The sequence below is a fragment of the Mycolicibacterium baixiangningiae genome, assembly GCF_016313185.1.
GTDB classification, from domain to species: Bacteria; Actinomycetota; Actinomycetes; order Mycobacteriales; family Mycobacteriaceae; genus Mycobacterium; species Mycobacterium baixiangningiae.
The window spans coordinates 4,925,489-4,951,287 of sequence record NZ_CP066218.1 but is presented as its reverse complement, the minus strand read 5'-3'; the positions used below and the strand labels follow the sequence as shown (position 1 = coordinate 4,951,287).

The 25,799-nt window shown below is 67.6% G+C and carries 30 protein-coding genes and 4 tRNA genes; 14 read left to right on the top strand and 20 right to left on the bottom strand.

Going from position 1 to position 25,799, the window contains the following annotated elements:
• Positions 1-22: 22 nt before the first annotated feature.
• Complete coding sequence (ygfZ, locus tag I7X18_RS23490) at positions 23-1,096, bottom strand: CAF17-like 4Fe-4S cluster assembly/insertion protein YgfZ (RefSeq protein WP_193046363.1); 1,074 nt, start codon at positions 1,094-1,096, stop codon at positions 23-25.
• Positions 1,097-1,128: 32 nt separating this feature from the next.
• On the opposite strand from ygfZ, the gene I7X18_RS23485 reads away from it, so the two are divergent.
• A complete protein-coding gene (locus tag I7X18_RS23485) occupies positions 1,129-2,007 on the top strand; it encodes an aminodeoxychorismate lyase (RefSeq protein ID WP_193046362.1) in 879 nt (292 codons plus the stop codon).
• 264 nt (positions 2,008-2,271) lie between these two features.
• On the opposite strand, the gene I7X18_RS23480 is transcribed toward I7X18_RS23485, so the two are convergent.
• The 10 genes from I7X18_RS23480 to lmeA all read right to left on the bottom strand — a co-directional run bounded on the left by I7X18_RS23480 (position 2,272) and on the right by lmeA (position 8,109).
• Positions 2,272-3,243 carry an NHL repeat-containing protein gene (locus tag I7X18_RS23480; RefSeq protein ID WP_226863540.1) on the bottom strand — a complete coding sequence of 324 codons (972 nt, stop codon included), beginning with the start codon at positions 3,241-3,243 and terminating at the stop codon, positions 2,272-2,274.
• A gap of 214 nt (positions 3,244-3,457) precedes the next feature.
• Positions 3,458-3,727 carry a hypothetical protein gene (locus I7X18_RS23475; RefSeq protein ID WP_404822818.1) on the bottom strand — a complete coding sequence of 90 codons (270 nt, stop codon included), beginning with the start codon at positions 3,725-3,727 and terminating at the stop codon, positions 3,458-3,460.
• Between the two features lie 5 nt (positions 3,728-3,732).
• On the bottom strand, positions 3,733-4,407 hold the full coding sequence (locus I7X18_RS23470) for a heme-binding beta-barrel domain-containing protein (protein ID WP_193046359.1): 675 nt from the start codon (positions 4,405-4,407) through the stop codon (positions 3,733-3,735).
• A 141-nt stretch (positions 4,408-4,548) separates the two neighbouring features.
• On the bottom strand, positions 4,549-4,866 hold the full coding sequence (locus tag I7X18_RS23465; RefSeq protein WP_193046358.1) for a DUF732 domain-containing protein: 318 nt from the start codon (positions 4,864-4,866) through the stop codon (positions 4,549-4,551).
• Positions 4,867-5,027: 161 nt separating this feature from the next.
• Positions 5,028-5,330 carry a DUF1416 domain-containing protein gene (locus I7X18_RS23460; RefSeq protein WP_193046357.1) on the bottom strand — a complete coding sequence of 101 codons (303 nt, stop codon included), beginning with the start codon at positions 5,328-5,330 and terminating at the stop codon, positions 5,028-5,030.
• Positions 5,331-5,332: 2 nt separating this feature from the next.
• Positions 5,333-6,166, bottom strand: coding sequence for a sulfurtransferase (locus I7X18_RS23455; protein WP_193046356.1), 834 nt, complete (start codon positions 6,164-6,166; stop codon positions 5,333-5,335).
• A gap of 31 nt (positions 6,167-6,197) precedes the next feature.
• On the bottom strand, positions 6,198-6,683 hold the full coding sequence (locus I7X18_RS23450) for a DUF4395 domain-containing protein (RefSeq protein ID WP_226863538.1): 486 nt from the start codon (positions 6,681-6,683) through the stop codon (positions 6,198-6,200).
• Positions 6,684-6,774: 91 nt separating this feature from the next.
• Positions 6,775-6,864: an Ms5788A family Cys-rich leader peptide gene (locus I7X18_RS30140; protein ID WP_372442983.1), complete on the bottom strand. Its 90-nt coding sequence runs from the start codon at positions 6,862-6,864 to the stop codon at positions 6,775-6,777.
• 28 nt (positions 6,865-6,892) lie between these two features.
• Positions 6,893-7,315: a thioredoxin family protein gene (locus I7X18_RS23445; RefSeq protein ID WP_193046355.1), complete on the bottom strand. Its 423-nt coding sequence runs from the start codon at positions 7,313-7,315 to the stop codon at positions 6,893-6,895.
• On the bottom strand, positions 7,312-8,109 hold the full coding sequence (lmeA, locus tag I7X18_RS23440; RefSeq protein WP_193046467.1) for a mannan chain length control protein LmeA: 798 nt from the start codon (positions 8,107-8,109) through the stop codon (positions 7,312-7,314). The genes I7X18_RS23445 and lmeA overlap by 4 nt, the downstream gene beginning before the upstream one ends.
• 173 nt (positions 8,110-8,282) lie before the next feature.
• Here lmeA and I7X18_RS23435 point away from each other — a divergent pair, with 173 nt between their 5' ends.
• The 6 genes from I7X18_RS23435 to pstB all read left to right on the top strand — a co-directional run bounded on the left by I7X18_RS23435 (position 8,283) and on the right by pstB (position 14,015).
• The gene (locus I7X18_RS23435; RefSeq protein ID WP_193046354.1) at positions 8,283-9,059 is read left to right on the top strand and encodes a winged helix-turn-helix transcriptional regulator; all 777 of its coding nucleotides are present in this window, start codon (positions 8,283-8,285) and stop codon (positions 9,057-9,059) included.
• Positions 9,056-9,961 (top strand): mycothiol synthase, encoded by a 906-nt coding sequence (mshD, locus tag I7X18_RS23430; protein WP_193046353.1) that lies wholly within the window; start codon positions 9,056-9,058, stop codon positions 9,959-9,961. The genes I7X18_RS23435 and mshD overlap by 4 nt, the downstream gene beginning before the upstream one ends.
• Before the next feature lie 105 nt (positions 9,962-10,066).
• Entirely contained in the window at positions 10,067-11,194 is a 1,128-nt protein-coding gene (gene pstS / locus I7X18_RS23425) for a phosphate ABC transporter substrate-binding protein PstS (RefSeq protein WP_232375314.1), read from the top strand.
• A 50-nt stretch (positions 11,195-11,244) separates the two neighbouring features.
• The gene (pstC, locus tag I7X18_RS23420) at positions 11,245-12,294 is read left to right on the top strand and encodes a phosphate ABC transporter permease subunit PstC (RefSeq protein ID WP_193046352.1); all 1,050 of its coding nucleotides are present in this window, start codon (positions 11,245-11,247) and stop codon (positions 12,292-12,294) included.
• On the top strand, positions 12,291-13,211 hold the full coding sequence (pstA, locus tag I7X18_RS23415) for a phosphate ABC transporter permease PstA (RefSeq protein WP_193046351.1): 921 nt from the start codon (positions 12,291-12,293) through the stop codon (positions 13,209-13,211). The genes pstC and pstA overlap by 4 nt, the downstream gene beginning before the upstream one ends.
• Before the next feature lie 27 nt (positions 13,212-13,238).
• Positions 13,239-14,015, top strand: a complete 777-nt coding sequence (pstB, locus tag I7X18_RS23410; protein WP_193046350.1) for a phosphate ABC transporter ATP-binding protein PstB — start codon at positions 13,239-13,241, stop codon at positions 14,013-14,015.
• Positions 14,016-14,049: 34 nt separating this feature from the next.
• Here the strand turns inward: pstB and phoU are convergent, their stop codons facing one another.
• From phoU to I7X18_RS23385, 5 genes are all read right to left on the bottom strand, one after another.
• The gene (gene phoU, locus I7X18_RS23405; protein WP_193046349.1) at positions 14,050-14,718 is read right to left on the bottom strand and encodes a phosphate signaling complex protein PhoU; all 669 of its coding nucleotides are present in this window, start codon (positions 14,716-14,718) and stop codon (positions 14,050-14,052) included.
• Positions 14,719-14,809: 91 nt separating this feature from the next.
• The gene (locus I7X18_RS23400; RefSeq protein WP_193046348.1) at positions 14,810-16,942 is read right to left on the bottom strand and encodes an LCP family protein; all 2,133 of its coding nucleotides are present in this window, start codon (positions 16,940-16,942) and stop codon (positions 14,810-14,812) included.
• Positions 16,943-17,131: 189 nt separating this feature from the next.
• A complete protein-coding gene (dusB, locus tag I7X18_RS23395; RefSeq protein WP_193046465.1) occupies positions 17,132-18,265 on the bottom strand; it encodes a tRNA dihydrouridine synthase DusB in 1,134 nt (377 codons plus the stop codon).
• A gap of 62 nt (positions 18,266-18,327) precedes the next feature.
• Positions 18,328-19,323 (bottom strand): acyl-ACP desaturase, encoded by a 996-nt coding sequence (locus tag I7X18_RS23390; protein ID WP_193046347.1) that lies wholly within the window; start codon positions 19,321-19,323, stop codon positions 18,328-18,330.
• Between the two features lie 210 nt (positions 19,324-19,533).
• Complete coding sequence (locus I7X18_RS23385) at positions 19,534-20,118, bottom strand: TetR/AcrR family transcriptional regulator (RefSeq protein ID WP_193046346.1); 585 nt, start codon at positions 20,116-20,118, stop codon at positions 19,534-19,536.
• Between the two features lie 72 nt (positions 20,119-20,190).
• On the opposite strand from I7X18_RS23385, the gene I7X18_RS23380 reads away from it, so the two are divergent.
• The 3 genes from I7X18_RS23380 to I7X18_RS23370 all read left to right on the top strand — a co-directional run bounded on the left by I7X18_RS23380 (position 20,191) and on the right by I7X18_RS23370 (position 22,419).
• Positions 20,191-21,195 (top strand): oxygenase MpaB family protein, encoded by a 1,005-nt coding sequence (locus I7X18_RS23380; RefSeq protein WP_193046345.1) that lies wholly within the window; start codon positions 20,191-20,193, stop codon positions 21,193-21,195.
• 67 nt (positions 21,196-21,262) lie between these two features.
• Positions 21,263-21,628, top strand: coding sequence for a group I truncated hemoglobin (locus tag I7X18_RS23375; protein ID WP_193046344.1), 366 nt, complete (start codon positions 21,263-21,265; stop codon positions 21,626-21,628).
• 92 nt (positions 21,629-21,720) lie between these two features.
• Positions 21,721-22,419 (top strand): GAF and ANTAR domain-containing protein, encoded by a 699-nt coding sequence (locus I7X18_RS23370; protein WP_232375313.1) that lies wholly within the window; start codon positions 21,721-21,723, stop codon positions 22,417-22,419.
• 43 nt (positions 22,420-22,462) lie between these two features.
• On the opposite strand, the gene I7X18_RS23365 is transcribed toward I7X18_RS23370, so the two are convergent.
• Positions 22,463-22,538 (bottom strand) — tRNA-Lys (locus I7X18_RS23365).
• 123 nt (positions 22,539-22,661) lie between these two features.
• Here I7X18_RS23365 and I7X18_RS23360 point away from each other — a divergent pair.
• The 4 genes from I7X18_RS23360 to I7X18_RS23345 all read left to right on the top strand — a co-directional run bounded on the left by I7X18_RS23360 (position 22,662) and on the right by I7X18_RS23345 (position 23,648).
• A tRNA-Glu gene (locus I7X18_RS23360) sits at positions 22,662-22,734 on the top strand.
• Positions 22,735-22,784: 50 nt separating this feature from the next.
• Positions 22,785-22,861, top strand: a tRNA-Asp gene (locus tag I7X18_RS23355).
• Between the two features lie 42 nt (positions 22,862-22,903).
• Positions 22,904-22,980: transfer RNA gene (locus I7X18_RS23350), tRNA-Phe, on the top strand.
• 56 nt (positions 22,981-23,036) lie between these two features.
• Positions 23,037-23,648 (top strand): TetR/AcrR family transcriptional regulator, encoded by a 612-nt coding sequence (locus tag I7X18_RS23345; RefSeq protein ID WP_193046343.1) that lies wholly within the window; start codon positions 23,037-23,039, stop codon positions 23,646-23,648.
• A gap of 4 nt (positions 23,649-23,652) precedes the next feature.
• Here I7X18_RS23345 and I7X18_RS23340 read toward each other — a convergent pair whose 3' ends face one another.
• The 3 genes from I7X18_RS23340 to I7X18_RS23330 form a co-directional block, all read right to left on the bottom strand.
• On the bottom strand, positions 23,653-25,014 hold the full coding sequence (locus tag I7X18_RS23340; protein ID WP_193046342.1) for a WS/DGAT/MGAT family O-acyltransferase: 1,362 nt from the start codon (positions 25,012-25,014) through the stop codon (positions 23,653-23,655).
• A 213-nt stretch (positions 25,015-25,227) separates the two neighbouring features.
• A complete protein-coding gene (locus I7X18_RS23335; protein WP_193046474.1) occupies positions 25,228-25,392 on the bottom strand; it encodes a hypothetical protein in 165 nt (54 codons plus the stop codon).
• Between the two features lie 42 nt (positions 25,393-25,434).
• Positions 25,435-25,782 (bottom strand): UBP-type zinc finger domain-containing protein, encoded by a 348-nt coding sequence (locus tag I7X18_RS23330; RefSeq protein ID WP_193046341.1) that lies wholly within the window; start codon positions 25,780-25,782, stop codon positions 25,435-25,437.
• Positions 25,783-25,799: the final 17 nt, after the last annotated feature.

Sequence of the window (25,799 nt, the reverse complement as noted above, 5' to 3'; positions counted from 1 at the left end):
CCCTAGTCAGCGGTGACAAGACTCACCGGGCGCCACCCCGAAGCCGCTCTACCGCAAGCCGGCCCGCACCCACGTGGTCGGTGACCGGCAGCGAGTCGGGGTCGATGGCCGCGCTGGCCTCGACCTCTCCGCCGGTGGTCAGCGCGGTGCCCGCGGGCAGCCCGCGTTTGACGAGCGCCAGGGCGACCGGACCGTCGTCGATGTGCTCCACGACCGTCCCCAGCCGCCCGACGGTGCGGCCACCGGCCAGCACCGGGTCACCCGTCGACGGGCGGTCGGTCGTCCCGTCGAGTTGCAGCCGGACCAGGATGCGGGGCGGTTTGCCCAGGTTGTGCACTCGCGCGACCGTCTCCTGCCCGCGGTAGCAGCCCTTGTCGAGATGCACTGCGCTGCCGATCCAGCCGACCTCGTGCGGAATCGTGCGCTCATCGGTGTCGACGCCGAGCCGGGGCTGCAGAGTCGCCACGCGGTGCGCCTCGAACGCCCACACCCCCGCGGGCCGGACACCTGCGGCGGTGAGCCGGTTCTGCCAGTCGGCGGCCTGGTCACGCGGCACCACGAGGTCCAGGTGCAGATCCGGCCCGGGCAGCCGCCGCAGGAACCCGCCGGCGGGCAGCGCGACAGCGGTCGATTCGGCCGGTAGCGAACCCAGCCCGAGAGTCTCGAGGACGGGCGTGTCGCTCAGGGCGGGGCCCAGCAGTGACAGCACCGCCAGGCCGGCCGGCTCGATGGCCACGTCGGCCCAGAACACCATCTTGCGCAGGTAAGCAAGCAGCGGCTCGCCGCGCCAGGGCTCGGTGTCCAGATAGAGGACGCCGCCCAACTCGGTCTGCCACCAGTGGTCCTCGACCCGGCCCTGGCCGTCGAGGCTCAGATTCTGGGTGACGGTGCCATCCGGTTGTTCGCTGACGTGCTGGCTGGAAATCGTGTGCAGCCACGACCGGCGTTCGGCGCCCGTCAGCGCGAGCGTCGCGCGGTGGGACCGGTCGATGACGACGGCGCTGTCGATGGCGGCGCGCTGCTCGCCGAGCGGGTCGCCGTAGTGCCACACCGCCCCGGCATCGGGTCCACCTTCGGGCACGGGAACTGCTGACATACGTCAACTCTACGGGGCTACGCTGATGGGCCATGGCGAGCGGACCCGGCGTAGTCGTCACCCTCGACGGTGCACTCCACGACGCGCAGACCCCCCTGTTGCATGCCGACGATCTGGCGGCCGTTCGTGGGGACGGCATCTTCGAGACGCTCCTGATCCGCGACGGCAGACCGTGTCTGCTGGAGGCGCACCTCGGGCGGCTGACCCACTCGGCGCGGCTGATGGAGCTACCGGCGCCGGATCTGGAGCGCTGGCGTTCGGCGGTGAGCTCCGCGGTGCAGTGCTGGACGGCCGACGGCGGTGCCGAAGGGGTGATGCGGTGGGTGTACAGCCGCGGACGGGAGAGCGGGGGGCCGCCGACGGCGTTCGTCACGATCGGCGCGCTGCCTGCCCGGGTGGCCTCCGCCCGCCGAGAAGGCGTCGCCGCGCTGACGCTGGCGCGCGGCCTGCCGACTGAGGCCGCCGATCTGCCGTGGCTGCTCGCGGGCGCCAAGACGCTGTCGTACGCGGTGAACATGGCGGCGTTGCGGCACGCCGAGAAGCAGGGTGCGGGCGATGTCATCTTCGTCAGCTCCGACGGCCACATCCTCGAGGGCCCGCGTTCGACCGTCGTGATCGCCACCGAGATGGACGACGGCGGACTCGGGTTGCTCACCCCGCCGCCGTGGTATCCGATCCTGCGCGGCACCACCCAGCAGGCGCTGTTCGAGGTCGCGCGCAACAAGGGTTACGACTGCGATTACCGGGCGTTGCGCCCGGCCGATCTCGTTGCGGCGCAAGGGGTGTGGCTTGTGTCGAGCATCACGCTGGCGGCGCGGGTACACACCTTGGACGGTGCCTCGCTGCGTCCGACGCCGCTGGCCGCGGAGATGGCCGCCCTGGTCGACTCGGCCATCGTCAGTGATCGCTGACGGCGAACCGAAACTTCCTTGTCGGTGCCGGCATCCGCGGGTACGGTCGCTCGTACACAAGGAAGGAGGTGGTCCGGGAAATTGAATGACATATGGACATGTGAGGTGGCTGCCCGCTAGCAGCACCGGGGGAGTCGTGCACCGACCTGTGTGCGCTGGCGAATTCCCCGCAGTCACCCGGCCCCCGAGCCCCTCGGTCCGTCCAACCAGGATCCAACGGCTCGGGGGCCGCCCCATATCCGGGGCCGGGTGAGCCGCGCAGAGTCAGATCACTGCGAGCTTGAGTATTCGGCCATTGCCGGAGTCTGCGACGTAAACATTTCTATCGGCGTCGACGGCGATGCCCCAGGGTTCGTCGAGACCTTCGAATGCCAAGGCGGTCGGCTCTGTGGCGCCCTCCTTCAAAGCGAACACTCGGCCGTCACCGTAGGCCGTGACGTACACCGAGCCTTCGTCATCTACCGCGACACCGTTCGGTCCTTGGAGAGCTGGGAAAGGCAACTCACTTGCGACGCTCGCCCCTGCGGGAAGTTCGAGCACTCGATCGTTGTATGTGTCAGCGGCATAAACAGTTCCGTCCGCACCCACCGCGACACCGAACGGGTTGTTGAGACCGCTGAAGGGCAGTTCGCCTGCGGTACCCGTGCCGGCCTCCAACTTCATGATTCGGTCGTTGTAGGAGTCGGCGACGAAGACGTTGCCCGTGCCGTCCACTGCAATCCCGCCGGGCCTGTTCAGGCCTGTGAAGGGAAGCTCCACGGGTTCCGAAGCACCGTCGGACCACTTGAGGGCGCGATCGTTGACGTAATCGGTGGTGTAGACGCTTCCGTCGCTGCCTACCGCCACACTGACCGGACCGGAGTCTGCGAAGGGCAGCGTCGTAGCGTCGGTCGCGCCTTGTGGAAGCCGGAGCACCTCGCTCGTACCGGCGTCGGCGACGTACACGGTTCCTTGCGCGTCCAGGGCGACGCCCTGCGGCTCAACGAGTCCGCTAAGCGGCAACACGGATTGGCCGTGGTCTTCGTCTGACGGAGTCGGCTGGGAAGGTGTCGCTGTCGGGGTTTCGGTCGCCTTGACCACCACTATCGCTGAGGTGATCGCTACGGCGGCTGCACCGATCGCTACCGCCGCCAATGCCCGCGGCCGGTGGGATCGTTGTGGATTTGGCGTAGTCGACTGCGGTCCAGGCGAGGGGCGGTAGGACGCCCAGGGGTCGGGCGGCGGAGGCAGGCTCATGGAGGCGCTTTCAGTCGACGGACGTTGGGGGACGGCGCCTACCCGCGTGGGTGTCAAAGACTGTCACCGTCGCCTGTGGCGAATTTTTCCACTCGGTCCAACTTTGCCCTGCGCAACTGATGGCAATCAAGTGGGCACGACTGTGCGCAGCGGCTTGCTCGCAGACGAGCAAACTCCGTGGTTGGAGCACCACCAACCCGATTAGAGAGCCTGCTCAGCCCGGTCCCGGCGCCAGCGACGCGCAGGACAGCAGCGCCTCGTCCCACGCCGCCCGGTCGACACCCGCGGGCGGTCCGGTACTCGGGCCCGGCGCGGCAGGAACGCCGTGCTCGTTGAGGCACTCCGCGTACGAGCCGTGGCCACTCGAGCTCGACGTCGAGGAGGACGAGGACGAGGACGAGGGCGCGGGTTCGGACGACGGACCCTCGCCCGCGCACGCCGCAAGCAATCCGGCGGCGGCAAGAGCGGCCGTCACAATCCGCACCCGCACTAGCCGACGAACCTCGTCAACCGCGCCGACAGGTGCGGCACCAGCCCGCCGTCGGCGTCCACCCGCTCCTCGACGTAGGCCAGATCGCCACCTTCGACGATGCCGTAGAGCCGCTTCGCGCCGCCGACCAGCATGCCGGACTTGCTGCGCGCCAGCGCGTCGGTCACCAACTCCCACGAGGACTGATTGCGCGGGCGGCCGTAGAACAATTCGATGTAGCCGGCCGAATGGGCCAGCAACAGTTCGATGGCCTGCGATTCGCCAGGGTCCCCGGGATCGCTGACGAAGCGCCAGAAACCGGTCTCCCGCAACCCCACCCGGTCGAACTCACCGTCTTCGGTCAGCCGCCACGAGCGTGCTTCCCAGTTGAGGTAGTCGCCGCCGTCGTGGGAGACGACGATCTGCTGGCCGAACCGGTAATCGCCCGCAGCGCCGCGGCCTTCACCCTCACCGCGCCACACACCGACAAGCGGCAGCAGGGCGAGCAGCGCGTCGTTGAAACCGACGCCCTCGCGCAGGTTGGCGGTGTCCGCGGGCAGCGGGAGGTCATCGAAGGCGGGGATGTTGCGCGCGGCCGTGATTCTGGCCCGCTGCGCGGCGTCCGCTACTGCCCGGTCGCCGGATGTCGAGAAGATGGATCCGGCGGCGTCTTCAGGTTCTTGCGGCGAGTTCACGACTCGTCGGTGATGAGGCGGTACAGCGCATACAGCGCAAACCACGTGATCACCAAGGTGCACACCACCAGCAGGATTTCGTAGAACAGGACCACGCCGACCAGTCTAACCGCCGGAGCCCTGCGGTTCGCGTCCGGCCGGTCAGCCGATCTTGTATTCGAACTGCGGACAGAACGCACTGGTCGCCGCCCCGATGAAGACGCGCGCCTGATAGTCGGTCCAGTCGGTGACGCTGAGCAGATCGGCCACTTCGTCGGCGAACGTGGCGCCGTTGGTCCAGTCGGTGCACACGGCGCGGCCGGTGTCGAGGACCGCGGGGGCGTCCGCCGGTTCCCACGCGATGCCTTCATTGGCGATGATGGTGAGGAAGTCCTCCTCCGGCCCCGCGGCCGCGACGGGTGCGGTTGCCATCGCCAGCGCAACGGCGCTGACGGCCGCGCACACGAGGGTCACGTTCATGGTCAGTCCTGTTCACCGGTGGAATCCCGCGACATCGCAGGAACTGACCACATCGTGGCTGACCGCAGAGCATCGTGCGGGGTTTCGCGACAAATGTGCGAAGCCGTCAATGCGCACGCCGAGGTGCAGGGCACCCCGGCGTGGCGAACAAGCGGATCCGGTCAGGCGACCTTGACGTCGACCTCGTGGATGCCGGCGCCCGACGGGGCGACGGTGGCATCTCCGTTGCCGATCTTCGACAGCGCGCGCAGCGTCCAGGTGCCCGGCGCGGCGAAGAACCGGAAGTCACCGGTGGCCGATGCGACGACCTCGGCGGTGAACTCGTCGGAGGCGTCCAGCAGACGCACGAACGCGCCGCCGACGGCCTGTCCCGAGCCGTCCACGACACGACCGGTGATCACGGTTTCCTTCTCCAGGTCGACGCCGGCGGGCAGTGCCAGGCCTTGCTTAGGAGGAGCGCACATAACTAACTTCCCAACTCGATCGGGGCCCCCACCAGGGAGCCGTATTCGGTCCAACTGCCGTCGTAGTTCTTGACGTTCTTGTGTCCCAGCAGTTCCTGCAGCACGAACCAGGTGTGCGAGGAGCGCTCACCGATGCGGCAGTAGGCGATGGTTTCCTTCTCACCGTCCAGGCCGGCGTCGGCGTAGATCTTGGCGAGATCCTCGTCCGACTTGAAGGTGCCGTCCTCGTTGGCGGCCTTGCTCCACGGCACGTTGATGGCCGTGGGGATGTGGCCGGCGCGCTGGCTCTGCTCCTGCGGCAGGTGCGCGGGGGCGAGAATCTTGCCGGAGAACTCGTCGGGGGAGCGCACGTCGACCAGGTTCTTCTCGCCGATCGCGGCGATCACCTCGTCGCGGAACGCCCGGATGCTGGTGTCGGGCTGCTTGGCGGTGTAGCTGGTGGCCGGACGCGTCACCGGATCGCTGGACAGCGGGCGACCGTCGAGCTCCCACTTCTTGCGGCCGCCGTCGAGCAGTTTGACGTTCTCGTGGCCGTAGAGCTTGAAGTACCAGTAGGCGTAGGCGGCGAACCAGTTGTTGTTGCCGCCGTAGAGGATCACGGTGTCGTCATTGGAGATACCGCGGTCGGACAGCAGCTTGGAGAACTGCTGGGCATCGACGAAGTCGCGCCGGACGGGGTCCTGGAGGTCGGTCTTCCAGTCGAGCTTGACCGCGCCCTCGATGTGTCCGGTGTCGTAGGCCGAGGTGTCCTCGTCGACCTCGACGAACACGGTGTTCGGCGCGTTGAGATTGCTCTCGGCCCAGTCGGTGCTGACCAGGACGTCGGAGCGAGTCATCGATGATCCTTTCGTTGCGTGGTGATCGAAGTCATACAGGGGTGGGGACCCGGCGGAGCCGGGCGGCGAGCGGGTAGAGCCGGCAGCCCAGGCAGATGCCGAAGGCCGCGTTGAGGAACGCCGCAAATAGGGAGAACGCGGTGGAGACGAGACCGATTGCGGGAAGCCCCCCGGCGAATCCGAGTGCCCCGACGGCGGCGAAGACGAAGCCGACGAGTTGAGCGAACTTCAACGGCGGCACGGGTTCCCGGTCGGTGACCGGGCCCAGCCGGGGAGCGATGAGCCGAGCGAACGCGATGCCGTAGGGATGTGCACGGGGGCCGCGGAGTGCGCCGATCGCGAAGACGACGGCCTGTAGGCCGAGGATGACGGCGGCGGCGTGTGAACTCACCGCGGAGACGAGCAGGACCACGACGAGCACCGCGGTGGTGAGCCAGGCGGCGAACCGGGGGCCGCGCACGTCGACCTGAGGCACCGCGTTGGCGGTATCGGTGTGCATCCCCGGGGCGATGGACATGGCGTGATACTCCTGTTGCGTTGGTGGTCTGGTGGCGGACAAGCCAGATCGACTGCTCCGCACGAGCGCGGTTCGCGGCGAAAAACCGCGTTCAGCAGCTACAACAACAGCAACAACCCGCAACGCGGCACAGATCCACTGCGCGGCGCTTGGTGAGCATCAGCTCGAGGCGGGCGAACACGCCGACAGCCTACCCAATGACAGGGTGATCAAGCCAACAGCGGTTCCAGCACCGACCGCAGGTCAGCGACCTTCGGCACGCCGGAGGTCCGGTAGCGCGGATGGCCGCCCGCGTCGAAGATGATCGTCGTCGGCAGGGAGAGCACCGAAAGCCGCCTGGCCGCTTCCGGATTGGCGTCCAGATCGATCTCCACGTGGGAGACGGCGGGCAGTTCCCGGCAGACCTGGTCGACCACGCGGCGCACCGCCTCGCAGGGGCCGCACCACACGGCGCTGAAGTGCAGGACGGTCGGGCCGCTGTCGGACAGGCCCAGCCCGGAGGTGTCGATGTTGGCCGCGGCGGCCTCGCCCTTCAACAGGCCGGCGCGCAGGTTGACCAACCGGCCCACCACCATCGCCACCCCGAACACCGCGATCAGCACCGCGATCACGACGATCCACGACGAGCTCATGACTGCCTGAACCCGTCGAGCGTGATGGTCATGTTGTCGGTGATGCCCTCGATGATGACATCCGAACCGCGCGCACCCTGTGCGGTCGGGGCGATGCCGAACGGCAGCTTCTGACCCGGCAGGGTGGCGCTGAACGCCTCGAGCACGGCGGCGGTCTTGTCGTCGGGCACCGGCTGGCCGGCCGTGCCCGCGCCGGTCAGCACGCCGGTGGCGGTCACCACCAGCGTGGTCTGGTCGGGTCCGCTGACGGACAGGTCGACGGCGACCGACACCCTCTCGTCGAAACCCGCCGACTCGGGGGTGCCGGTGAACACCACCCCCCTGTTGCTGGAGATGCCGGATTCGGTGGTGCCGCCGGTCGCGTCGTTGGTCTCCCCGGTCGGTGCTTCGACGAGGAGGTCGGGGATGCCGATGAAACGGCCGAGGTGGGTGGAGTCGAGGATGATGCGGCTCTCGACCTTGCCGACCGCCATGGTCGCGTCCGGCCGGACGAGCCAGGACGCCTCGCTCAGGTCGACGTCGTGCAGCGTGGCTTCCAGCGATTCCTTACCCACCACGGGGTGATCAACGCCACTGGCCCGGATCTCCACCTCGCCGTAGTGGTGGCCAATCGCCTGCGGGACGAACGGGAAACCGATGATGCCGACCCACGGGTCGAAGTCCAGGTGCGCGACGTCCCGCAACGTCCGTGACCAGCGGTATTCGGCGTAGATGGCGGTGCCGAAGTCAACTCCGACCGCTCCGACGACCACTGCGGTCATCGTCGCTGCCAGCCCGATCAGCACCTTGCGCATCGCCACATTCTGACTCACCCATAACTCGTGTTCGGCCTTGACGCGGCTCATTTGCCGAGTCCGCGCTATCGTTACGTGACCAACGGCCGGTAACGGCCGCATGTCAGGCACAAATCTGGGAGATCACCACAGACATCGACGTCGGGCGACGTCCCCGGACTGCTGGAGGGCCTGTGGATCTGCTGCTGTTGACTGTCGACCCGCACCCTGAGTCGGTTCTGCCGTCATTGTCTCTGCTCGCGCACAACGTGCGGGCCGCCCCGACCGAAGTCTCGTCGCTGCTGGAAGCCGGCACCGCCGACGTCGCGATCGTCGACGCCCGAACCGACCTTGCCGCGGCCCGCGGACTGTGCCGGCTGCTGGGCACGACGGGTACCTCGGTGCCGGTGGTCGCGGTGGTCAACGAAGGCGGCCTCGTCGCCGTCAACCACGAGTGGGGACTCGACGAGATCCTGCTGCCCGGCACCGGACCCGCGGAGATCGACGCGCGCCTGCGGCTGCTGGTCGGCCGCCGAGGCGGCATCGCCAACCAGGAGAACATCGGCAAGATCAGCCTCGGTGAGCTCGTGATCGACGAGGGCACCTACACGGCCCGGTTGCGTGGTCGTCCGCTGGACCTCACCTACAAAGAGTTCGAGTTGTTGAAGTACCTCGCCCAGCACGCCGGCCGGGTGTTCACCCGCGCCCAGCTGCTGCAGGAGGTGTGGGGATACGACTTCTTCGGCGGGACCCGCACCGTCGACGTCCACGTACGCCGGTTGCGCGCGAAACTCGGCCCCGAGTACGAGTCGCTGATCGGCACGGTTCGCAACGTGGGTTACAAGGCGGTGCGGCCCGCGCGCGGACGGCCACCCGCCCCGGAGGCGGACGTGCCCGACGACGAGGACGACGACTACGAAACGCCCGACAGTGTGCCGCCGTCGCTGGCGGACCCGCTGCGCGCCCCGTGACGTCCCTCGAATGGCGTACCGCCCTGACCGAGAACGAGCAGGCCGGGGTTCGCGAGGTGATCGCTGCCGCGACACGCGTCGACGGTGTGGCGCCGGTCGGTGATCAGGTGCTGCGCGAGCTTCCCGCCGACCGGACCCGCCACCTGCTGGCCGCCGACACAGACGGTCGCCTGGTCGGCTATCTCAACCTCGCGCCCGCCTCGGACACCGCGCCGCCGATGGCCGAACTCGTGGTGCATCCCGACGCCCGTCGCCGCGGGATCGGAGCGGCGCTGGCCCGCGCCGGACTCGCCGAAGCGGGCGCCGGGGCGAGGATCTGGGCGCACGGCAACCTCGAATCCGCCCGGGCGACCGCGCGGACGCTGGGCCTGCGGGTGGTGCGCGAACTGTTGCAGATGCGCCGTCCGCTCACCGACCTCCCGCCGGTGACGGTGGCCGACGGTGTCCATCTCACCACCTACTCCGGCCCCTCCGACGATCCAGAGTTGTTGCGGGTCAACAACTCTGCGTTCGCCTGGCATCCCGAGCAGGGCGGCTGGACCGACGCCGACATCGACGAGCGGCGCGGCGAACCGTGGTTCGATCCCGAAGGTCTGTTCATGGCGTTCGACGACGCGTCGGGCGAACTGCTCGGATTCCACTGGACGAAAATCCACGGACCCGACCTCGGCGAGGTCTACGTCGTCGGCGTCGATCCGGGCGCACAGGGCCGCGGCCTCGGCGCCACGCTCACGCTGACCGGACTGCACCATCTGGCCGATCGCCTGTCGGATTCCGCCCATCCGACGGTGATGCTCTACGTCGAGGCCGACAACACCGCAGCGGTGAAAACCTACCGGCGACTGGGCTTCGACGTGTACAGCGTCGACGCCGCGTACGCCGCGCCCGCCGCCAACCTGTGAGATCACTGAACCTGTTCACTGGGCGTTCACCCACGATCCGCGATCCGTCCACCAGCGCCGCATACGTTGCCGTTGGGTTCGAGCCGTCAACGGAAAGTGGGATAAGTGAAGCTCAACAGCATGGGCATGGTGTGGTCCGCGACGGCGATCGCCGCGCTGACGTTGACCGCCTGCGGCAGCGACAACAACGCCGGCACCACCAGCAGCCCCGGAGCATCCGATACCGGTTCCGCCAGCGCCGAGGACTGCGCCGGTAAGAACTCGGTGACCGCCGAGGGCTCCACCGCCCAGCAGAACGCGATTGCGGTGTTCAACCAGGTGTGGGGCCAGAAGTGCGCGGGCAAGAACCTCTCCTACAACCCGACCGGATCCGGCGCGGGCCGTGAGCAGTTCGTGGCAGGCAACGTCGACTTCGCGGGTTCGGACTCGGCGATCAAAGAAGAGCAGGCGCAGCAGGCCACACAGCGCTGCGGCGGCAACCCGGCGTGGAACCTTCCGCTGGTGTTCGGCCCGATCGCGCTCGCCTACAACATCGAGGGCGTCGACGATGTGGTGCTCAACGGTGACACGCTGGCCAAGATCTTCCAGGGACAGATCAAGACGTGGAACGACCCGGCCATCGCCGGGCTGAACCAGGGCAAGACCCTGCCGGACACCGCGATCACCCCGATCTTCCGCTCGGACTCCTCGGGCACCACCGACAACTTCCAGAAGTACCTGACCGCCGCGGCCCCGCAGACGTGGACCAAGGGCGACGGCAGCGAGTTCCAGGGCGGCGCCGGTGAGGGTGCCCAGAAGTCGGCTGGTGTGGCGCAGGCCGTGCAGGCCACCCCGGGTGCGATCGGTTACGTCGAGAAGGGCTTCGCCGACCAGGCGGGTCTTCCCTACGCCCAGATCGACAACGGCGGCGGCGCGGTGGAGCTGACCGACGAGACCGCGGGCACGGCCATCGACGCCGCGCAGTTCGCGGGCGAGGGCAACGACCTGACCCTCGACCTCGAGTCCCTCTACGGCACCAAGGAAGCCGGCGCATATCCGCTGGTCCTGGCCACCTACGAGATCGTCTGCTCCACGGGCTACGACCCCGAGACGGCCGCCGCGGTGAAGTCCTTCCTCACGGTGGCCGCCAACGACGGACAGGCCGGTCTCTCCGACGCCGGCTACGTCCCGCTGCCCGACCGCTTCAAGGAGCGGTTGCTCGGCTCGATCGACGCCATCGGCTCAACTGCCTGACCCCTGCTGGCGCTGCGACACGAACACGGTGAGGATGGGATGCGAATCCGATGACCGACAGGGTGGATGTGACATTTCCCAATCCGACGGACCGGGGGTCGGGCGAGGCAGTAGCCGCGCCCTTCCCCGAGCCGGAACCTATCTCCACCGACCCGTCGAGGAACTCGAGGGTGCGCTTCGGCGACCGGGTCTTCCGCGGACTCGCGGAGGGATCCGGCGTCCTGATCGTCGCCATCATCGTGGCGATCGGGCTGTTCCTGCTGTGGCGCGCCGTTCCTGCCCTGGCGCGCAACGAGGCGAACTTCTTCCTCTACGGCGGTAACTGGGTCACCACGAACACGTCGGCGATGCAGTTCGGCATCCTCGACCTGCTGCAGGTGACCGTGTTCGTATCGGTGTTCGCGCTGGTGTTGGCGATGCCCGTCGCCCTCGGCATCGCGATCTACCTGACCAACTACGCCCACAAGCGGGTGGCCGGCCCGCTGGGATACATGGTCGACCTGCTGGCCGCGGTGCCGTCGATCATCTACGGCGTGTGGGGGCTCTACGTGCTGGCCCCGGCGATCAAACCGTTCGCGGTGTGGCTCAACGAGAACCTCGGCTGGCTTTTCCTGTTCCAGACCGGCACCGCGTCGGTGGCCGGCGGCGGCACCATCTTCACCGCGGGCATCGTGCTGGCGGTGATGATCCTGCCGATCATCACCGCGGTCACCCGCGAGGTGTTCGTCCAGACGCCGCGCGGCCAGATCGAGGCGGCGCTCGCGCTGGGCGCCACCCGCTGGGAAGTCGTCCGCACGACGGTGCTGCCGTTCGGCATGTCGGGCTACATCAGTGGCGCGATGCTGGGCCTGGGCCGTGCGCTCGGTGAGACGATCGCGCTGCTGATCATCCTGCGTGGCACCCAGCAGGCGTTCGGGTGGTCGCTGTTCGACGCCGGCTACACGTTCGCCAGCAAGATCGCCGCCGCGGCATCGGAATTCAACGATCAGTACAAGGCGGGCGCCTACATCGCCGCGGGCCTGGTGCTGTTCATCCTCACGTTCGTGGTCAACTCGCTGGCGCGTGCCGCGGTCTCCGGAAAGGACAGGTCCGCATCGTGACGACGACTCCGGCACTCGACAGCCCCGTCAAGGTGCCCACCTTCCAGGGCGTCAGCACGCGGCGCAAGATCACCAACAACCTCGCCACCCTGCTGGTGACGGCGTCCGTGGTGGTCGCCATCGTCCCGCTGCTGTGGGTGCTGTTCACGGTGGTCTCCAAGGGCATCGGTGCGGTGACGTCGGCTAACTGGTGGACGAACTCACAGGCCGGGATGACGGCGTTCCAGGCGGGCGGCGGTGCCTACCACGCCATCGTCGGCACCGTCCTTCAGGCGCTGGTGTGTGCGGTCATCTCGATCCCGGTCGGCGTCTTCGTCGGCATCTATCTGGTGGAGTACGGCGGCGGGACGCGGCTGGGCAAGATCACCACGTTCATGGTCGACATCCTCACCGGGGTGCCCTCGATCGTGGCGGCGCTGTTCATCTACGCGCTGTGGGTGGCGACGCTGGGCTTCGAGCGGTCGGGTTTCGCGGTCTCGCTGGCGCTGGTGCTGCTCATGATCCCGGTGATCGTGCGCTCGACCGAGGAGATGCTGCGGGTCGTGCCGATGGACCTGCGCGAGGCCAGTTACGCACTGGGCGTACCGAAATGGAAGACCATCTCGGCCATCGTGATCCCGACGGCGCTGTCGGGCATCGTGACCGGAATCCTGCTGGCGCTGGCCCGCGTGATGGGTGAGACGGCGCCGCTGCTGATCCTCGTCGGGTACGCCCAGGCGATGAACTTCGACATGTTCGGCGGCTTCATGGGATCGCTGCCCGGGATGATGTACGACCAGACATCCGCCGGCGCAGGCGCCAACCCGGTGCCGACGGACCGCCTGTGGGGTGCGGCGCTCACGCTCGTCGTGCTCATCGCGCTGCTCAACGTGGGCGCGCGTTACCTCGCGAAATTCTTTTCCCCCAAGAAGATTTGATCAGTTAGAAGAAGCGGAGCTACTGACATGGCCAAGCGTCTGGACCTCAAGGACGTCAACATCTACTACGGGTCGTTCCACGCGGTCGCCGAGGTGTCGATGTCGGTGCCGCCGCGGAGCGTCACCGCGTTCATCGGCCCGTCGGGCTGCGGCAAGTCCACGGTGCTGCGCACGCTCAACCGCATGCACGAGGTGATCCCCGGCGCCTACGTCAAGGGGTCGGTGCTGCTCGACGGTGAGGACATCTACGGCGCCGGTGTCGACCCGGTCGGCGTCCGCAAGACCATCGGCATGGTGTTCCAGCGGCCGAATCCGTTCCCCACCATGTCGATTCGTGACAACGTGGTCGCCGGGCTCAAGTTGCAGGGGATGCGCAGCCGCAAGACCCTCGACGAAGTCGCCGAGCGATCGCTGCGGGGCGCCAACCTGTGGAACGAGGTCAAGGATCGGCTGGACAAGCCGGGCGGCGGGCTGTCGGGCGGCCAGCAGCAGCGGCTGTGCATCGCGCGCGCGATCGCCGTGCAGCCCGACGTGCTGCTGATGGACGAGCCGTGTTCGGCGCTCGACCCGATCTCGACGCTGGCGATCGAAGACCTCATCGCCGAGCTGAAGCAGGACTTCACCATCGTGATCGTCACGCACAACATGCAGCAGGCGGCGCGGGTGAGCGATCAGACGGCGTTCTTCAACCTCGAGGCCACCGGTAAGCCCGGCAAGCTCATCGAGATCGACGACACCGAGCGGATCTTCTCCAATCCGACGCAGAAGGCCACCGAGGACTACATCTCCGGCCGGTTCGGCTGACCGTTCCTCTGCGCGAGCAAGAGATCCGCACCCCTCAGCGCGCGGAGGGGATGACCTCTTCGGTCGGGTACGCACCGGTGACCTGGAAGATGACGCGGCGCGCCACCTCGACGGCGTGGTCGGCGAAGCGTTCGTAGAACCGGCTCAGCAGCGTCACGTCTACGGCCGCGGTCACCCCGTGCTTCCACTCCCGGTCCATCAGCACGGTGAAGAGGTGACGGTGCAGATCGTCCATCGCATCGTCTTCCTCCTGGATGCGCGCCGCCTTCTCGGGGTCGCGGGTCTCCAGCACTTCCTTGGCCGCGTTGCCGAGTTCGACCGCGACCCGCCCCATCTCGGCGAAGTAGCCGTTGACCTCTTCGGGCAGGACGTGCTGCGGATGCCGGCGCCTGGCGATCTTGGCGACGTGCAGCGCCAGGGCGCCCATCCGGTCCACGTCGGCGACGATCTGGATGGAACTGACCACGGCGCGCAGATCCCCGGCGACCGGCGCCTGCAGGGCCAGGAGGACGAAGGCCGACTCCTCCGCGCGGGCGCTCATCGTGGCGATCCGATCGTGGTCGGAGATGACTTGTTCGGCCAGCACCAGGTCGGCCTGCAGCAGGGCCTGCGTCGCGCGTTCCATCGCGCCGCCGGCCAGGCCGCACATCTCGCCGAGTTGACCGGTGAGAGCCCCTAGTTGCTCGTGGTACGCGGTTCGCATGCGTCAAGCCTAGAGGTAATGACGGTGCATCGTCACGATGGCGCGGATGAACTGAAGGTGAATGCCACCTGCCGAAACGCTCCCGGAAGCGTCACTCACACGTGGTATCGGCGGCGTTGGTGACGTTGAGGTCCTCCGGCAGGGGACCGGGCGCGCTTCCGGTGCCATGCAACACGTTCACCTGCACCGGCGAACCGCTGGGAGTCGGGGCGCCGACGGCGTCGAAATCGCTGCCGAGCACCACCTGGACGACGTCGCCCATCCCGGTGACCTGTTCGATGGTCGGGTTCGCGAACGACGATGCGACCGTGGCGGCGGCCTGCTCGTTGCCGGGGGAGAAGAACACCGTCGTCGCGTTGAGCGCACTCGGGTAGTCGTCGGGGGTGGTGACGTTGAATCCGTGCTGCTGCAGGGCGTCGGCGGTGGTGGCGCCCAACCCGCTCTGCCCGGTGGAGTTCGACACCTGCACGGTGACGTCCTGCGGTTCAGTGGTGACCGCGTTGACCAGTTCGGCCGACGAGTCGTGCCCGGTTGCGGGTGCCTCGGCCTCGGGGTTCGCCGTCGTGGACCCCGGTGTGCCGGGCACGGGCGTGTTGTCGGCGTTCTTCTCCCCGGGCAGCGGGTCGTCGTTGATGATTGCGTCGAACAGTGCGCGCATGTCGTCGGTGCGGGGCGTCTCGTTGCCGTACTCGTCGGCGTAACCGGTGGTCGGCACGGTGACGAAGGTGATCCGTCCCGCGGTCACGCCCTGGATCGACTGGCCCAGCGTCACCAGGTCGCGGGTGTCGATGTTGTCGACGTAGCTGTCGTCGATGAACATGTTGACCACGTTGTTCAGCTTCGACAGCGAGAAGAAGACTTCCTTGGAGATCAGCGAGCGCAGCAGCGACGACAGGAACCGCTGCTGACGTTTGATGCGGCCGTAGTCGCCGTTGATCTCGGTGGTGACCTGCCGGGCGCGCACGTAGTTGAGCGCGGTGTGCCCGTCGACCATCTGACGTCCGGCGACCGGCAGCACCGTGCCGAGTTCGTAGTCCTCCAACGGTTCGGTGCTGCACACTTCGACGCCACCGACTGCGTCGACCATCTTGGAGAACCCGGCGAAGTCCACGGCCATGAAGCGGTTGACCGACAGGCCGGAGAGCTTCTGCACGACCTTGACCAGACACTTCGGTCCGCCGACCGCGTAGGCCGAGTTGAGCTTGTACTCGGTGTAGACCGTTTCGCGCCCGTACATCGGCGACTCCGGGTCGGTGATCGGCCCGTACAGGCCGGTCTCGGGGTTCCACGGTTCGCATTCGATGGGATCGATGGACAGATCGCGGGGGAACGACACCGCGACCACGCGTTTGCGGTTGGCGGGGATGTTGACCAGCATCACGGTGTCCGACCGCGCCCCGGCGGCGTCGTCGGTGGTGCCCGCCCCCATGCCGCTGTTCTGGCCGATGCGGCTGTCCACGCCGACGATCAGGAAGTTCTCGTCGCCGAACTGCGCGTTGGCGTCGATGATGTCGCGGGAGGCCTGATCCAGCGCCGCGACCTTGTTCATGCTGTTGTTCTTCGACGACTGCCACTGCCAGGCGCCGCCGGTCAGCACCAGCGCGAGAATCGCGAGCAGTGCGGCCGCGGAGCGTCCGGCGAAGATGACCCGGCGGCGCCGGTGTGGTTCGTCGATCTCGGTGACCGTGCCCCCGTCGCCGATGCGGTACGGCGGCACGCGGTCGTCGGGCTCCGCGGCCAGGATGGGTAGTTCCCCGGCGTAGGCACTGGTGGCCGCCGGGATGATCTCGGTGTCCTGGCGGTCCGGATCGGCGGGGCGCCGGATGAGCTCCAGGACGGGTTCGTTGATCTGCTCGATGATCTCGGTGGCCGGCGCGGGCGGCTCGGGTACGGGATCGGGTTCCGGCTCGGCTTCGGCGCGCCGACGCTTCGGGGCGACCTCGACCGGGCCGGCGCCGTCGCCGTTGAGCTTGGCGATCAGATCGGCGACGGTCACGGCGCCTACGGTGTGGCTGCCTGTGCTCTCGTCGGATTCGTCGGGCTCGTGGGACTCGTCGGCCCCGGGGTCAGGTTCGGGGTCGGCGCGCTTGCGCTCCCACGGCGCGGCACCTGGTGATCGCCGTGCGGGTCGGGTATGCCTTTGGTTGTCCCAGTCGGACCGAGGCTCGCGGGGACGCCGAGGGTCAGGAGTGGCATCAGCACCTGGGCGCTCGCCATCACTCATCTCCAACCGGCCTCCGACTGTGTCCAGCGTTGTACGCGTCGCGAATCTGCGCAGTGCTCACTGTCTTGTAGCAGCACGACCGGAACTCCGCCACCGGAGCCGGACTACAACGAGACCCACATCGTACTGAGAGATCCTGTGAGTCATCCAGCCGGCGACGTCTCGAGAACGTCTCGGTATCGCGACGGGTCAGCCGCCGGAGTGCATGACGTCCGCACCCGCGGGCACCGTGCAGTCGTCCGGATCGGCCAGCCAGCCGTCGGGCAGGGACACCGAGGCGGCCGAGCCCTGACGTCCGCGCGGACCCGTCGCGGCGGGCGGGAACGGGACGTCGGGATCGAGCCGGTCGAGCAGTTCGGAGAGCTCCGCGCGGGTCTTGACCAGCGCAAGGGCCCGGCGCAGATCCGATCCGGCGGGGAATCCGTGCAGGTACCAGGCGATGTGCTTGCGGATGTCGCGCATGGCCTTGTCCTCACCGGAGTGGTCGGTGAGCAGCTCGCCGTGCCTGCGGATGATGTCCGCGACCTCGCCGAGCGTGGGCGGCACCGGTAGGGGCCGGCCGGTGAACTTCGCCGACAGTTCGGCGAACAGCCACGGGCGGCCCAGGCAGCCGCGACCGATCACCACACCGTCGCACCCCGTGGCGGCCATCATCGTCAGCGCGTCGTCGGCGTCGAAGATGTCCCCGTTGCCCAGCACGGGAACGCTGGTGACGTGGGCTTTGAGCGCGGCGATCTGCTCCCAGTCGGCGGTGCCGGAATAGCGTTGCGCCGCGGTGCGGGCGTGCAGGGCGACGGCGGCTGCGCCCTCTTCGGCCGCGATGCGCCCCGCGTCGAGGTGGGTGTGGTGGGTGTCGTCGATGCCGATGCGGAACTTCACCGTGACGGGGATGTCGGTGCCCTCGGTGGCGCGCACCGCGGCGCCGACGATCTGACCGAAGAGCTTGCGCTTGTAGGGCAGCGCGGCACCGCCGCCACGCTTGGTCACCTTCGGGACCGGGCAGCCGAAGTTCATGTCGATGTGGTCGGCCATGTTCTCGTCGGCGATCATCTTGGCCGCGGCGTAGGTGGTGGCCGGGTCGACGGTGTAGAGCTGCAACGAGCGCGGCGACTCGTCCGGTGCGAAAGCGGTCATGTGCAAGGTGGACGCATGCCGCTCGACGAGCGCCCGCGCGGTCACCATCTCGCACACGTACAGGCCGCTGGTGGTTCCCGTCCGTGCCTCCTCCAGTTCGCGGCACAGCGTCCGGAAGGCGATGTTGGTGACCCCGGCCATCGGGGCCAGCACCACCGGGCTCGCCAACGCCATCGGCCCGATCCGCAGGACTGCCTGCTCTTCGCGCAAGCGGCTCATCGGCGCGGACCGGGCCGTATCGGCGGGCGGGGCTACGACGCTGATGACGCGAGGACCTTACTGGCCTTCTTCTCGGCCATCTTGGCTTCGCGTTCGAGGCGCTTCTGCTTGGCGTTCTCGAACTTCTCGCATGTCTCCTCGAGTTCGGTGACCAGCACGCCGAGGTCGTCACGCATGCGGGCGGCCTCGCCGGTGAAGTCCTCACGCTCGAAGATGCGCCACTTCTTGAGCACCGGACGGACCACGTCGTCGAGGTGGATCCGCGGGTCGTAGACGCCGCCGACGGCGATGATCACCGCCTTGCGGCGGAACTCCGGCACGGTGTATCCGGGCATCTTGAAGTTGCGCAGCACCCGGTGCAGTGAATGCATGGCCTGGTCGGGGGCGACGTCGAAGCCGGCCTCGGACACGTCGCGGTAGAAGATCATGTGCAGGTTCTCGTCGGCCGAGACGCGCTGCAACAGCTGGTCGGCGATCGGGTCGTTACAGGCCTTACCGGTGTTGCGGTGCGAGACACGGGTCGCGAGTTCCTGGAAGGTCACGTAGATCACCGAGTCGAACACACTCTCCGCGAACAGGTCGCCCTGCTGGTTCTGGCCCGGGGAGAAGCCGCGGGTCATCTGCTCGACGCGCAGCTCCTCGAGCTCTACGGGATCGACCGAGCGGGTGACGACGAGGTAGTCGCGCAGCGCGATGCCGTGGCGGTTCTCCTCGGCGGTCCACCGGTTCACCCACTGACCCCACGCGCCGTCCATGCTCATGTTCATCGCAATCTCGCGGTGATACGACGGCAGGTTGTCCTCGGTCAGCAGGTTCTGCACCATCGCGGTCCGGGCGACTTCCGAGAGCTTGGTCTGCTCGGGGTCCCAGTCCTGACCGCCCAGAGCGTAATAGTTCTTGCCGTCCGACCACGGAATGAAGTCGTGCGGATTCCAGTCCTTGCGCATGGTCAGGTGCCGGTTGAGCAGTTTCTCGACCACCGGCTCCAACTCGTGCAGCAGGTGCAGGTCGGTCAGGTTCTCGTGCATTCCCGTTGTCCTCCTCGCGTCGGGAGCCCGTCGGCGCTATCTATCTGTGCCTCTTGGTTGCACTCAACATATCTGTGTACGTCGGTGACATCAAGTTTCGTCCGGCGACTGTCACGTGGGTCACCAGCACGCATTTACGCACCCGGGACCACTTTCTCGGGCTCTCCGATATCGCCCGGAGTACCCGGATCTGACGTGGCCACCCCGGTGTCAGTGGCTCGACACCCTGCTCAGCAGCATGTCGACGCAGTAGTCGATGAACTGTTCGCGGGTGGCGCTCAGCCGGCTGTCCAGATAAGCGGTGAACAACGCGGTCAGCGCACCGATCAGTCCGGTGGCCACCATCGCCTGGACGGCCGGGTCGGTGATGCGGGTGAGCTTGCGCTGCACCAGGTCGATGAAGTTCGGCATCCACTCCGCGCCGGACTGGGTGAGGACGGGCTCGGAGGCCGGCGCCAGCAGCAGCACCCGCCCGCGGGTGGGATCGTCGACCATCAGTGCCACAAAGCGTTCGACGGCATCGCGCGGCGTCTCGGCGTTGAGCAGGGTCGACATCGCCCGGGTGCAGACGTCGTCGTAGGCCGCGCGCACGAATTGGTCACGGTCGACGAAGCTTTCATAGAAGTAGCGTTCGGTCAGCCCGGCCTCGCGGCAGACCGCGCGCACGGTCAGTCCCGAACCGGCCGCGCTGCCGAGGAGCTGCACGCCGGCGGCGATGAGCTCGTCGCGGCGCAACGCCTGGCGGTCCTGCAGGGGGACCCCGGACCAGCGTCCGCGTCGTTGACCGGAATTCACATCGCTCCTAAGCTCGCCGTGACAACGCATGTAGTCAAAAGTTAGTCACTGACGCCGACAGGAAGTGCACCAGTGAGTCAAGATACGTCTGCGGTACCCGTCCCGGCCAGCGAATCCGCGCCTGTGGCCGGCGGATGTCCGGTGTCCTCGGGTGGTTACGACGGCCCGCCGCCGCTGGGGCCCGACTCCCTGACGTGGAAGCTGTTCGGAGACTGGCGCGGTCTGCTCCAGGGACCGTGGGCGGGGTCGATGCAGAACATGCATCCCCAGCTCGGCGCCGCCGTACAGCAGCACTCGATCTTCTTCCTCGAGCGGATGCCGCGTCTGCTGCGCTCGCTCTACCCGATCGGCGGGGTGGTGTTCGACGGCGATCGCGCCCCGCAGACCGGCGCCGAGGTGCGCGACTACCACATCGGCATCAAGGGCGTCGACGATCAGGGGCGTCGCTACAGCGCGCTGAACCCCGACGTCTTCTACTGGGCGCACTCGACGTTCTTCATGGGCACGATCCTGACCGCCGAGCGCTTCGGCGACGGGCTCACCGAAGCGCAGAAACGCCAACTGTTCGACGAGCACCTCACCTGGTACCGGATGTACGGGATGAGCATGCGGCCGGTGCCCGAGACGTGGGAGCAATTCCAGGAGTACTGGGATCACATGTGCCGCAACGTGTTGGAGAACAACTGGGCGGCGCGCGAAGTGCTCGACCTGTCGACGATGCCGAAACATCCGTCCCTGCAATGGGTTCCGGACTGGCTGTGGAAAATGCAGCTCGAGGTGCTCGGACGGTTCGCGGTGTGGGTGACCGTCGGCCTGTACGACCCGCCGGTGCGGGAACTGATGGGGTACAGCTGGTCCCGGCGCGATGAGCGGCTTCACCGGCTGTTCGGTCGCGTAGTGAACCGGGTGTTCAAGCTGATGCCCGAGCGCAGGCGCTACCACCCGCGCGCCCGCGCCGGCTGGGACCGCGAAGGTGGCCGGCTGCCGGCCGACGCGCCGCTGGTGCACACGCCGGCTCGCAACCTTCCGCCCGTCGAATACCGGGACAGTCCCATGCACTACAGCCCGAAGGTGTGAGCGGTTCTTAGCGCCGCCGGTACAACGGCGCAACTGCCATGCAACGGTGGCCGACTTTGCTCGGTGCATGACCACGATCTACGAGCAGATCGGCGGCGCCGAGGCACTCGAGGGCGTCGTCGAGGACTTCTACCGCCGCGTCCTGGCCGACGGCCAACTCGCGGGGTTCTTCACCGGCACCAACATGGCCCGGCTCAAAGGCAAGCAGGTGGAGTTCTTCGCCGCTGCGCTCGGCGGGCCGGAGCCGTACACCGGGGCGCCGATGCGCCAAGTCCATCAGGGCCGCGGCATCACGGTGCATCACTTCAATCTCGTCGCCGGCCACCTCACCGACACGCTGAACGCCGCCGGAGTCCCCAAGCCGCTGGTCACCGAGATCATCGGGGTGGTCGCGCCGTTGGCCGACGACATCGCGACGGCGCGCACCGCGTAGGGCTCGCACCGCGTCTCCCGCGCACTCCTTACGGCCTCATGAAGTCTGCCTTCCGGACCGTCAGCCCATGAGAAATCGCCTACGGTGGGCAGGTGGGGGAAGAGGCGTCGCACGAGCGAAGACTGATACGGGCCTTCGGCGACCTCGCCGTGGAACTGCAGGGCACTTCGCAAGGTGATGCCACGTTGCGGGTGATCGTCAACGCCGCCGTGAAGATCATTCCGGGCGTGCGGCACGCAGGCATCTCCGTCGTTCACGGACGTGAGGTGACCCCGGTCGTGCCGAGCTCAGACGTCGTCGCCCAATTGGATTCTCTACAGACAGCGATGGACGAGGGTCCCAGCCTGGGCGCGTTGCGTGAACACCGCACCGTCCACATCGCCGATATGGCCGCAGACGGTCGGTGGCCGCGTTTCACCGCTGCAGCGCTGGACCGGGGCGTGAAGAGCTCTCTGTCGTTTCAGCTCTTCATTCAGAGGGGCAATCTCGGCGCGCTCAACCTCTACGCCGATGAAGCGCGTGTCTTCGATGATGAGTCCACCCTCGTCGGCGACGTCCTGGCCCAACACGCCTCGGTGGCTATGGCAGGTTCGGCAGCTGAAGCGCAGTTCGACAGGGCGCTCGCCAGTCGTGACGCGATCGGGCAGGCCAAGGGCATCCTGATGCACCGTGCTCAGGTCGATTCATTGCAGGCTTTCCGGATGATGCTCGAGGTCTCGCAGGACACCAACACGAAGCTGACCGAGGTCGCGGAACTCGTCGTCGCGGATCACGTCGCATCGTTGAAGTAGACGCGTGCGGCACGGCGGAATGCCGCTGACTGCGACGATTCCGTGGTGCCCCCAGTAGGGCTCGAACCTACGACCTGCGGATTAAAAGTCCGTAGCTCTACCAACTGAGCTATAGGGGCGCGGTGCACCACAATACTGGGTCCGGTGCCGACCCTGGTTTTGGGTTTGAGCTACCGGTGTCCTAAGCTATCGAAGCTCCCAGCGGAACGAAGTTGCGAGTACCCCGGAGGAATTCGGATTAGGCCCCCATCGTCTAGTGGCCTAGGACGCCGCCCTTTCACGGCGGTAGCACGGGTTCGAATCCCGTTGGGGGTACATCGCAGCGACGGCAACGTCGGAGCGAGGTAGTACACGCAGGAAAGTAAGGCCCTGTGGCGCAGTTGGTTAGCGCGCCGCCCTGTCACGGCGGAGGTCGCGGGTTCGAGTCCCGTCAGGGTCGCCATCACGGCGAGGCATTGAGGCTCTCAACGGGCCGGTGCCTTCCGGCCAGGTAGCTCAGTTGGTACGAGCGTCCGCCTGAAAAGCGGAAGGTCGCCGGTTCGATCCCGGCCCTGGCCACCACAACAGTGGTCCTTCCCGCTGTTCTCGTCACGCGCAGCCGTACGATTCTCGCTGACATGACCGTGACATCGGAGGCGCCCGGCGCGCTGGACGACAAGAACAACTTCCGCCAGCGGCTCCTCGACGCGCTCGAAGAGTCGATCGCCGAGGACGGCTACCAGAAGACCACCGTCGCCGACATCGTGCGGCGGGCCCGCACGTCGCGGCGCACCTTCTACGAACACTTCGACGGCCGCGAGGCCTGTTTCCTGGCGCTGCTCGCCGAGGCTTACGCGGACCAGGTCCAGCAGATCTCGGCCGCGGTCGACCCCAACTCGCCGTGGCGGGTCCAGGTGCGGCAGGCCATCGAGGCCTGGATCTCCTCGGCGGAGTCGCGCTCAGCGCTGATGTTGAGCGCCACCCGCGACCTGCCGGCCATCGGCGCGGCGGCGCGCGATCTGCAGCGCGAGGTGACGGAGAACTTCATCACGATGGTGCAGGCGCTCGGCGACACCGACGAGTTCCACTCCGCGGGCATCGGCCCCGTCTCGCGTCCGCGCGTCGTCATGTTGCTCGGCGGCCTGCGCGAACTGACCGCCATCACCGTCGAGGACGGCGGCGCGATGAGCGACATCACCGACGAGGCCGTCGCCGCGTCGATCGCCCTGCTGCGCCCGGACCAGGCCTGACCCGTCACACGCCGACGGCGCGCTCCAGTTCCTTCAGCGAGTCCTCGAGGTGGCCGAGCAACCGTTGCATGTGGGGCACGCTGCCTCGGGCGGCGACCAGGCCGAAGTCCAGATTGTCCGCGTTGTTGGCAAGGGTGATGTTGACCGCCTGCCCGTCGAGGGCGATCGACAGCGGATAGTTGCCGTCGAGCCGGGCGCCGTTCCAGTACATCGGCTCCCGGGTGCCGGGCACATTGGAGATGACGATGTTGAACGGCGGCGGTGCGGTCGAGACGAATCCCGGAACGGCACCCAGACCCAGCGGCGCGAGCATCGTCGCCGACAACGCCAACTGCTGCGTCCGTGGCAACTCGGAGAAGACCTTCTTGTTGTTGCGCATCGACGTGCTGATGGCATCGAGGCGCTTCGCCGGGTCGACGATGTCGGTGGCGAGGTTGCACAGCATGATGCCGGTCATGTTCCCGCCGGTGTCGGCTTCGGCCTCGGTCCGCAGGCTGACCGGAACCATGGCGATCAGGGGTGCGTCGGGCAGCGCGTCCTGCTCGATGAGGTAACCGCGCAGGGCGCCGGCACACATCGCGAGCACCGTGTCGTTGACGGTGACTCCGGCCGCGGCCTTGACGTTGCGGATGCGCTCCAACGGCCAGGACTGCGCCGCCACGCGGCGGGCCCCACCGATGGGCACGTTGAACATGGTCCGCGGCGCCCCGAACGGCAGGGTGAGTTGTTGTTCGAGCAGCGCGGAACGCGCCAGCGACAGTGCCGAGGGCGCCAGCCCGGCAACCGATCCCATCGTGCGGGTGATCTTCTGCAGGGTGGAGGCTTCTTCCGGAGCCGGCCGGGGTGCGTGCGGCAGGTTCCACGGAACCCGGAACTGGGTGTCGGTGGGATCGGTGGACAGTGCGCGCTGGGTCAGCTTCAGCGCCGACACCCCGTCGATCAGCGCGTGGTGGAATTTGATGTAGACCGCGAAGCGCCCATCGCTGAGCCCTTCGATCAGGTGCGCCTCCCACAGCGGGCGGTGCCGGTCGAGAAGGGTCCCGTGCAGGCGGGAGGTCAGCTCCAGCAGATCGCGCACGCGCCCCGGCGCGGGTAGTGCGGACCGGCGCAGGTGGTAGTCCAGGTCGACGTCGTCGTCCTCTGCCCACGTCAGGTTCGCGATCCCCCCGAGCACTCTGGCCGGATGCTTGCGGAACGTCGGCTGGAAATCCTGTTCGTCGACCATCGCTTGATGGGCTTCACGGAGGAAGTCCGACCCCGACACCCCCTCCGGCGGCTCGAACAACTGCAGGGCGCCGACGTGCATGGGATGCTCGCGCGATTCGACCAGTAGGAACATCGAATCCGTCGGCGAGATGAGTTGCATCGCGGTCCCCTTCGTGTGATGGATCTTCTTTCTATTCCCCGTCGCGCCCATCATCAACGTTTTGCCCGTTCGCCCTGCGGGAAAGCTCGCAAATTGTCGTTGAGAGTCGCCGGCGACGGGGCCACCGGCAAGGCCGGGATCAGCTGGGCTGGACCCCGAGATACCGTGCCGCCGAGGCGCTTTCGTCGCCGGCGAGCACCATCTACTGAGCGGTTACTGCGAGTCGTCGCCGGTGTCGGCGGGCCCGCTCGGGGTCGCGCCGCCTTCACTGGACCAGTCGACGCGGTCGCCGGCGCCTTCGGCCGGATCGCTGATGACGTCGTCCCTGGCGTTGTCGGGACCCTTGGCGGACTCGGTGGTCTTCGGCTCGTCGCTCACCACGGCCTCATACCCTGCCGGAGCGGCGTGGAAACGATCCGCTCACCGGCCGCGCAACTGTGCCACCCAGTCCGAGGGCACCCGACCGCGCGGTCCGGGCACTGGTTGGTCGTCCGGATGGCTCTGCGGATCGGCCAGTGCGGGTCCGTCGTAATAGCTGTCGGTCTCGAAGTTCCAGAACCAGTCCTCGCCGGGCTCGAACGACCGGATGATCGGATGCCCCGTCTCGCGCCAGTGCGCCGACGCGTGGCGAGCCGGCGAGTCGTCGCAACATCCGATGTGCCCGCACGCCGCACACCGGCGCAGGTGTACCCACCAGCCGCTGACGGCTTCGCATTCGGCGCAGCCGGTTCCGCTCGGCGGCGCGGCGGGGTTGATCGCCTCGGTCATACCCGGCGACCCTACGC

What these genes read in the sequence shown, in the direction of transcription:
- ygfZ (WP_193046363.1), bottom strand. Translation starts at nt 1,096, where the DNA reads ATGTCAGCAGTTCCCGTGCCCGAAGGTGGACCCGATGCCGGGGCGGTG.
- I7X18_RS23485 (WP_193046362.1), top strand. Translation starts at nt 1,129, where the DNA reads ATGGCGAGCGGACCCGGCGTAGTCGTCACCCTCGACGGTGCACTCCAC.
- I7X18_RS23480 (WP_226863540.1), bottom strand. Translation starts at nt 3,243, where the DNA reads ATGAGCCTGCCTCCGCCGCCCGACCCCTGGGCGTCCTACCGCCCCTCG.
- I7X18_RS23465 (WP_193046358.1), bottom strand. Translation starts at nt 4,866, where the DNA reads ATGAACGTGACCCTCGTGTGCGCGGCCGTCAGCGCCGTTGCGCTGGCG.
- I7X18_RS23460 (WP_193046357.1), bottom strand. Translation starts at nt 5,330, where the DNA reads ATGTGCGCTCCTCCTAAGCAAGGCCTGGCACTGCCCGCCGGCGTCGAC.
- I7X18_RS23455 (WP_193046356.1), bottom strand. Translation starts at nt 6,166, where the DNA reads ATGACTCGCTCCGACGTCCTGGTCAGCACCGACTGGGCCGAGAGCAAT.
- I7X18_RS23450 (WP_226863538.1), bottom strand. Translation starts at nt 6,683, where the DNA reads ATGTCCATCGCCCCGGGGATGCACACCGATACCGCCAACGCGGTGCCT.
- I7X18_RS23445 (WP_193046355.1), bottom strand. Translation starts at nt 7,315, where the DNA reads ATGAGCTCGTCGTGGATCGTCGTGATCGCGGTGCTGATCGCGGTGTTC.
- lmeA (WP_193046467.1), bottom strand. Translation starts at nt 8,109, where the DNA reads ATGCGCAAGGTGCTGATCGGGCTGGCAGCGACGATGACCGCAGTGGTC.
- pstC (WP_193046352.1), top strand. Translation starts at nt 11,245, where the DNA reads ATGACCGACAGGGTGGATGTGACATTTCCCAATCCGACGGACCGGGGG.
- pstB (WP_193046350.1), top strand. Translation starts at nt 13,239, where the DNA reads ATGGCCAAGCGTCTGGACCTCAAGGACGTCAACATCTACTACGGGTCG.
- phoU (WP_193046349.1), bottom strand. Translation starts at nt 14,718, where the DNA reads ATGCGAACCGCGTACCACGAGCAACTAGGGGCTCTCACCGGTCAACTC.
- I7X18_RS23400 (WP_193046348.1), bottom strand. Translation starts at nt 16,942, where the DNA reads ATGAGTGATGGCGAGCGCCCAGGTGCTGATGCCACTCCTGACCCTCGG.
- I7X18_RS23390 (WP_193046347.1), bottom strand. Translation starts at nt 19,323, where the DNA reads ATGCACGAGAACCTGACCGACCTGCACCTGCTGCACGAGTTGGAGCCG.
- I7X18_RS23375 (WP_193046344.1), top strand. Translation starts at nt 21,263, where the DNA reads ATGACCACGATCTACGAGCAGATCGGCGGCGCCGAGGCACTCGAGGGC.
- I7X18_RS23345 (WP_193046343.1), top strand. Translation starts at nt 23,037, where the DNA reads ATGACCGTGACATCGGAGGCGCCCGGCGCGCTGGACGACAAGAACAAC.
- I7X18_RS23340 (WP_193046342.1), bottom strand. Translation starts at nt 25,014, where the DNA reads ATGCAACTCATCTCGCCGACGGATTCGATGTTCCTACTGGTCGAATCG.
- I7X18_RS23330 (WP_193046341.1), bottom strand. Translation starts at nt 25,782, where the DNA reads ATGACCGAGGCGATCAACCCCGCCGCGCCGCCGAGCGGAACCGGCTGC.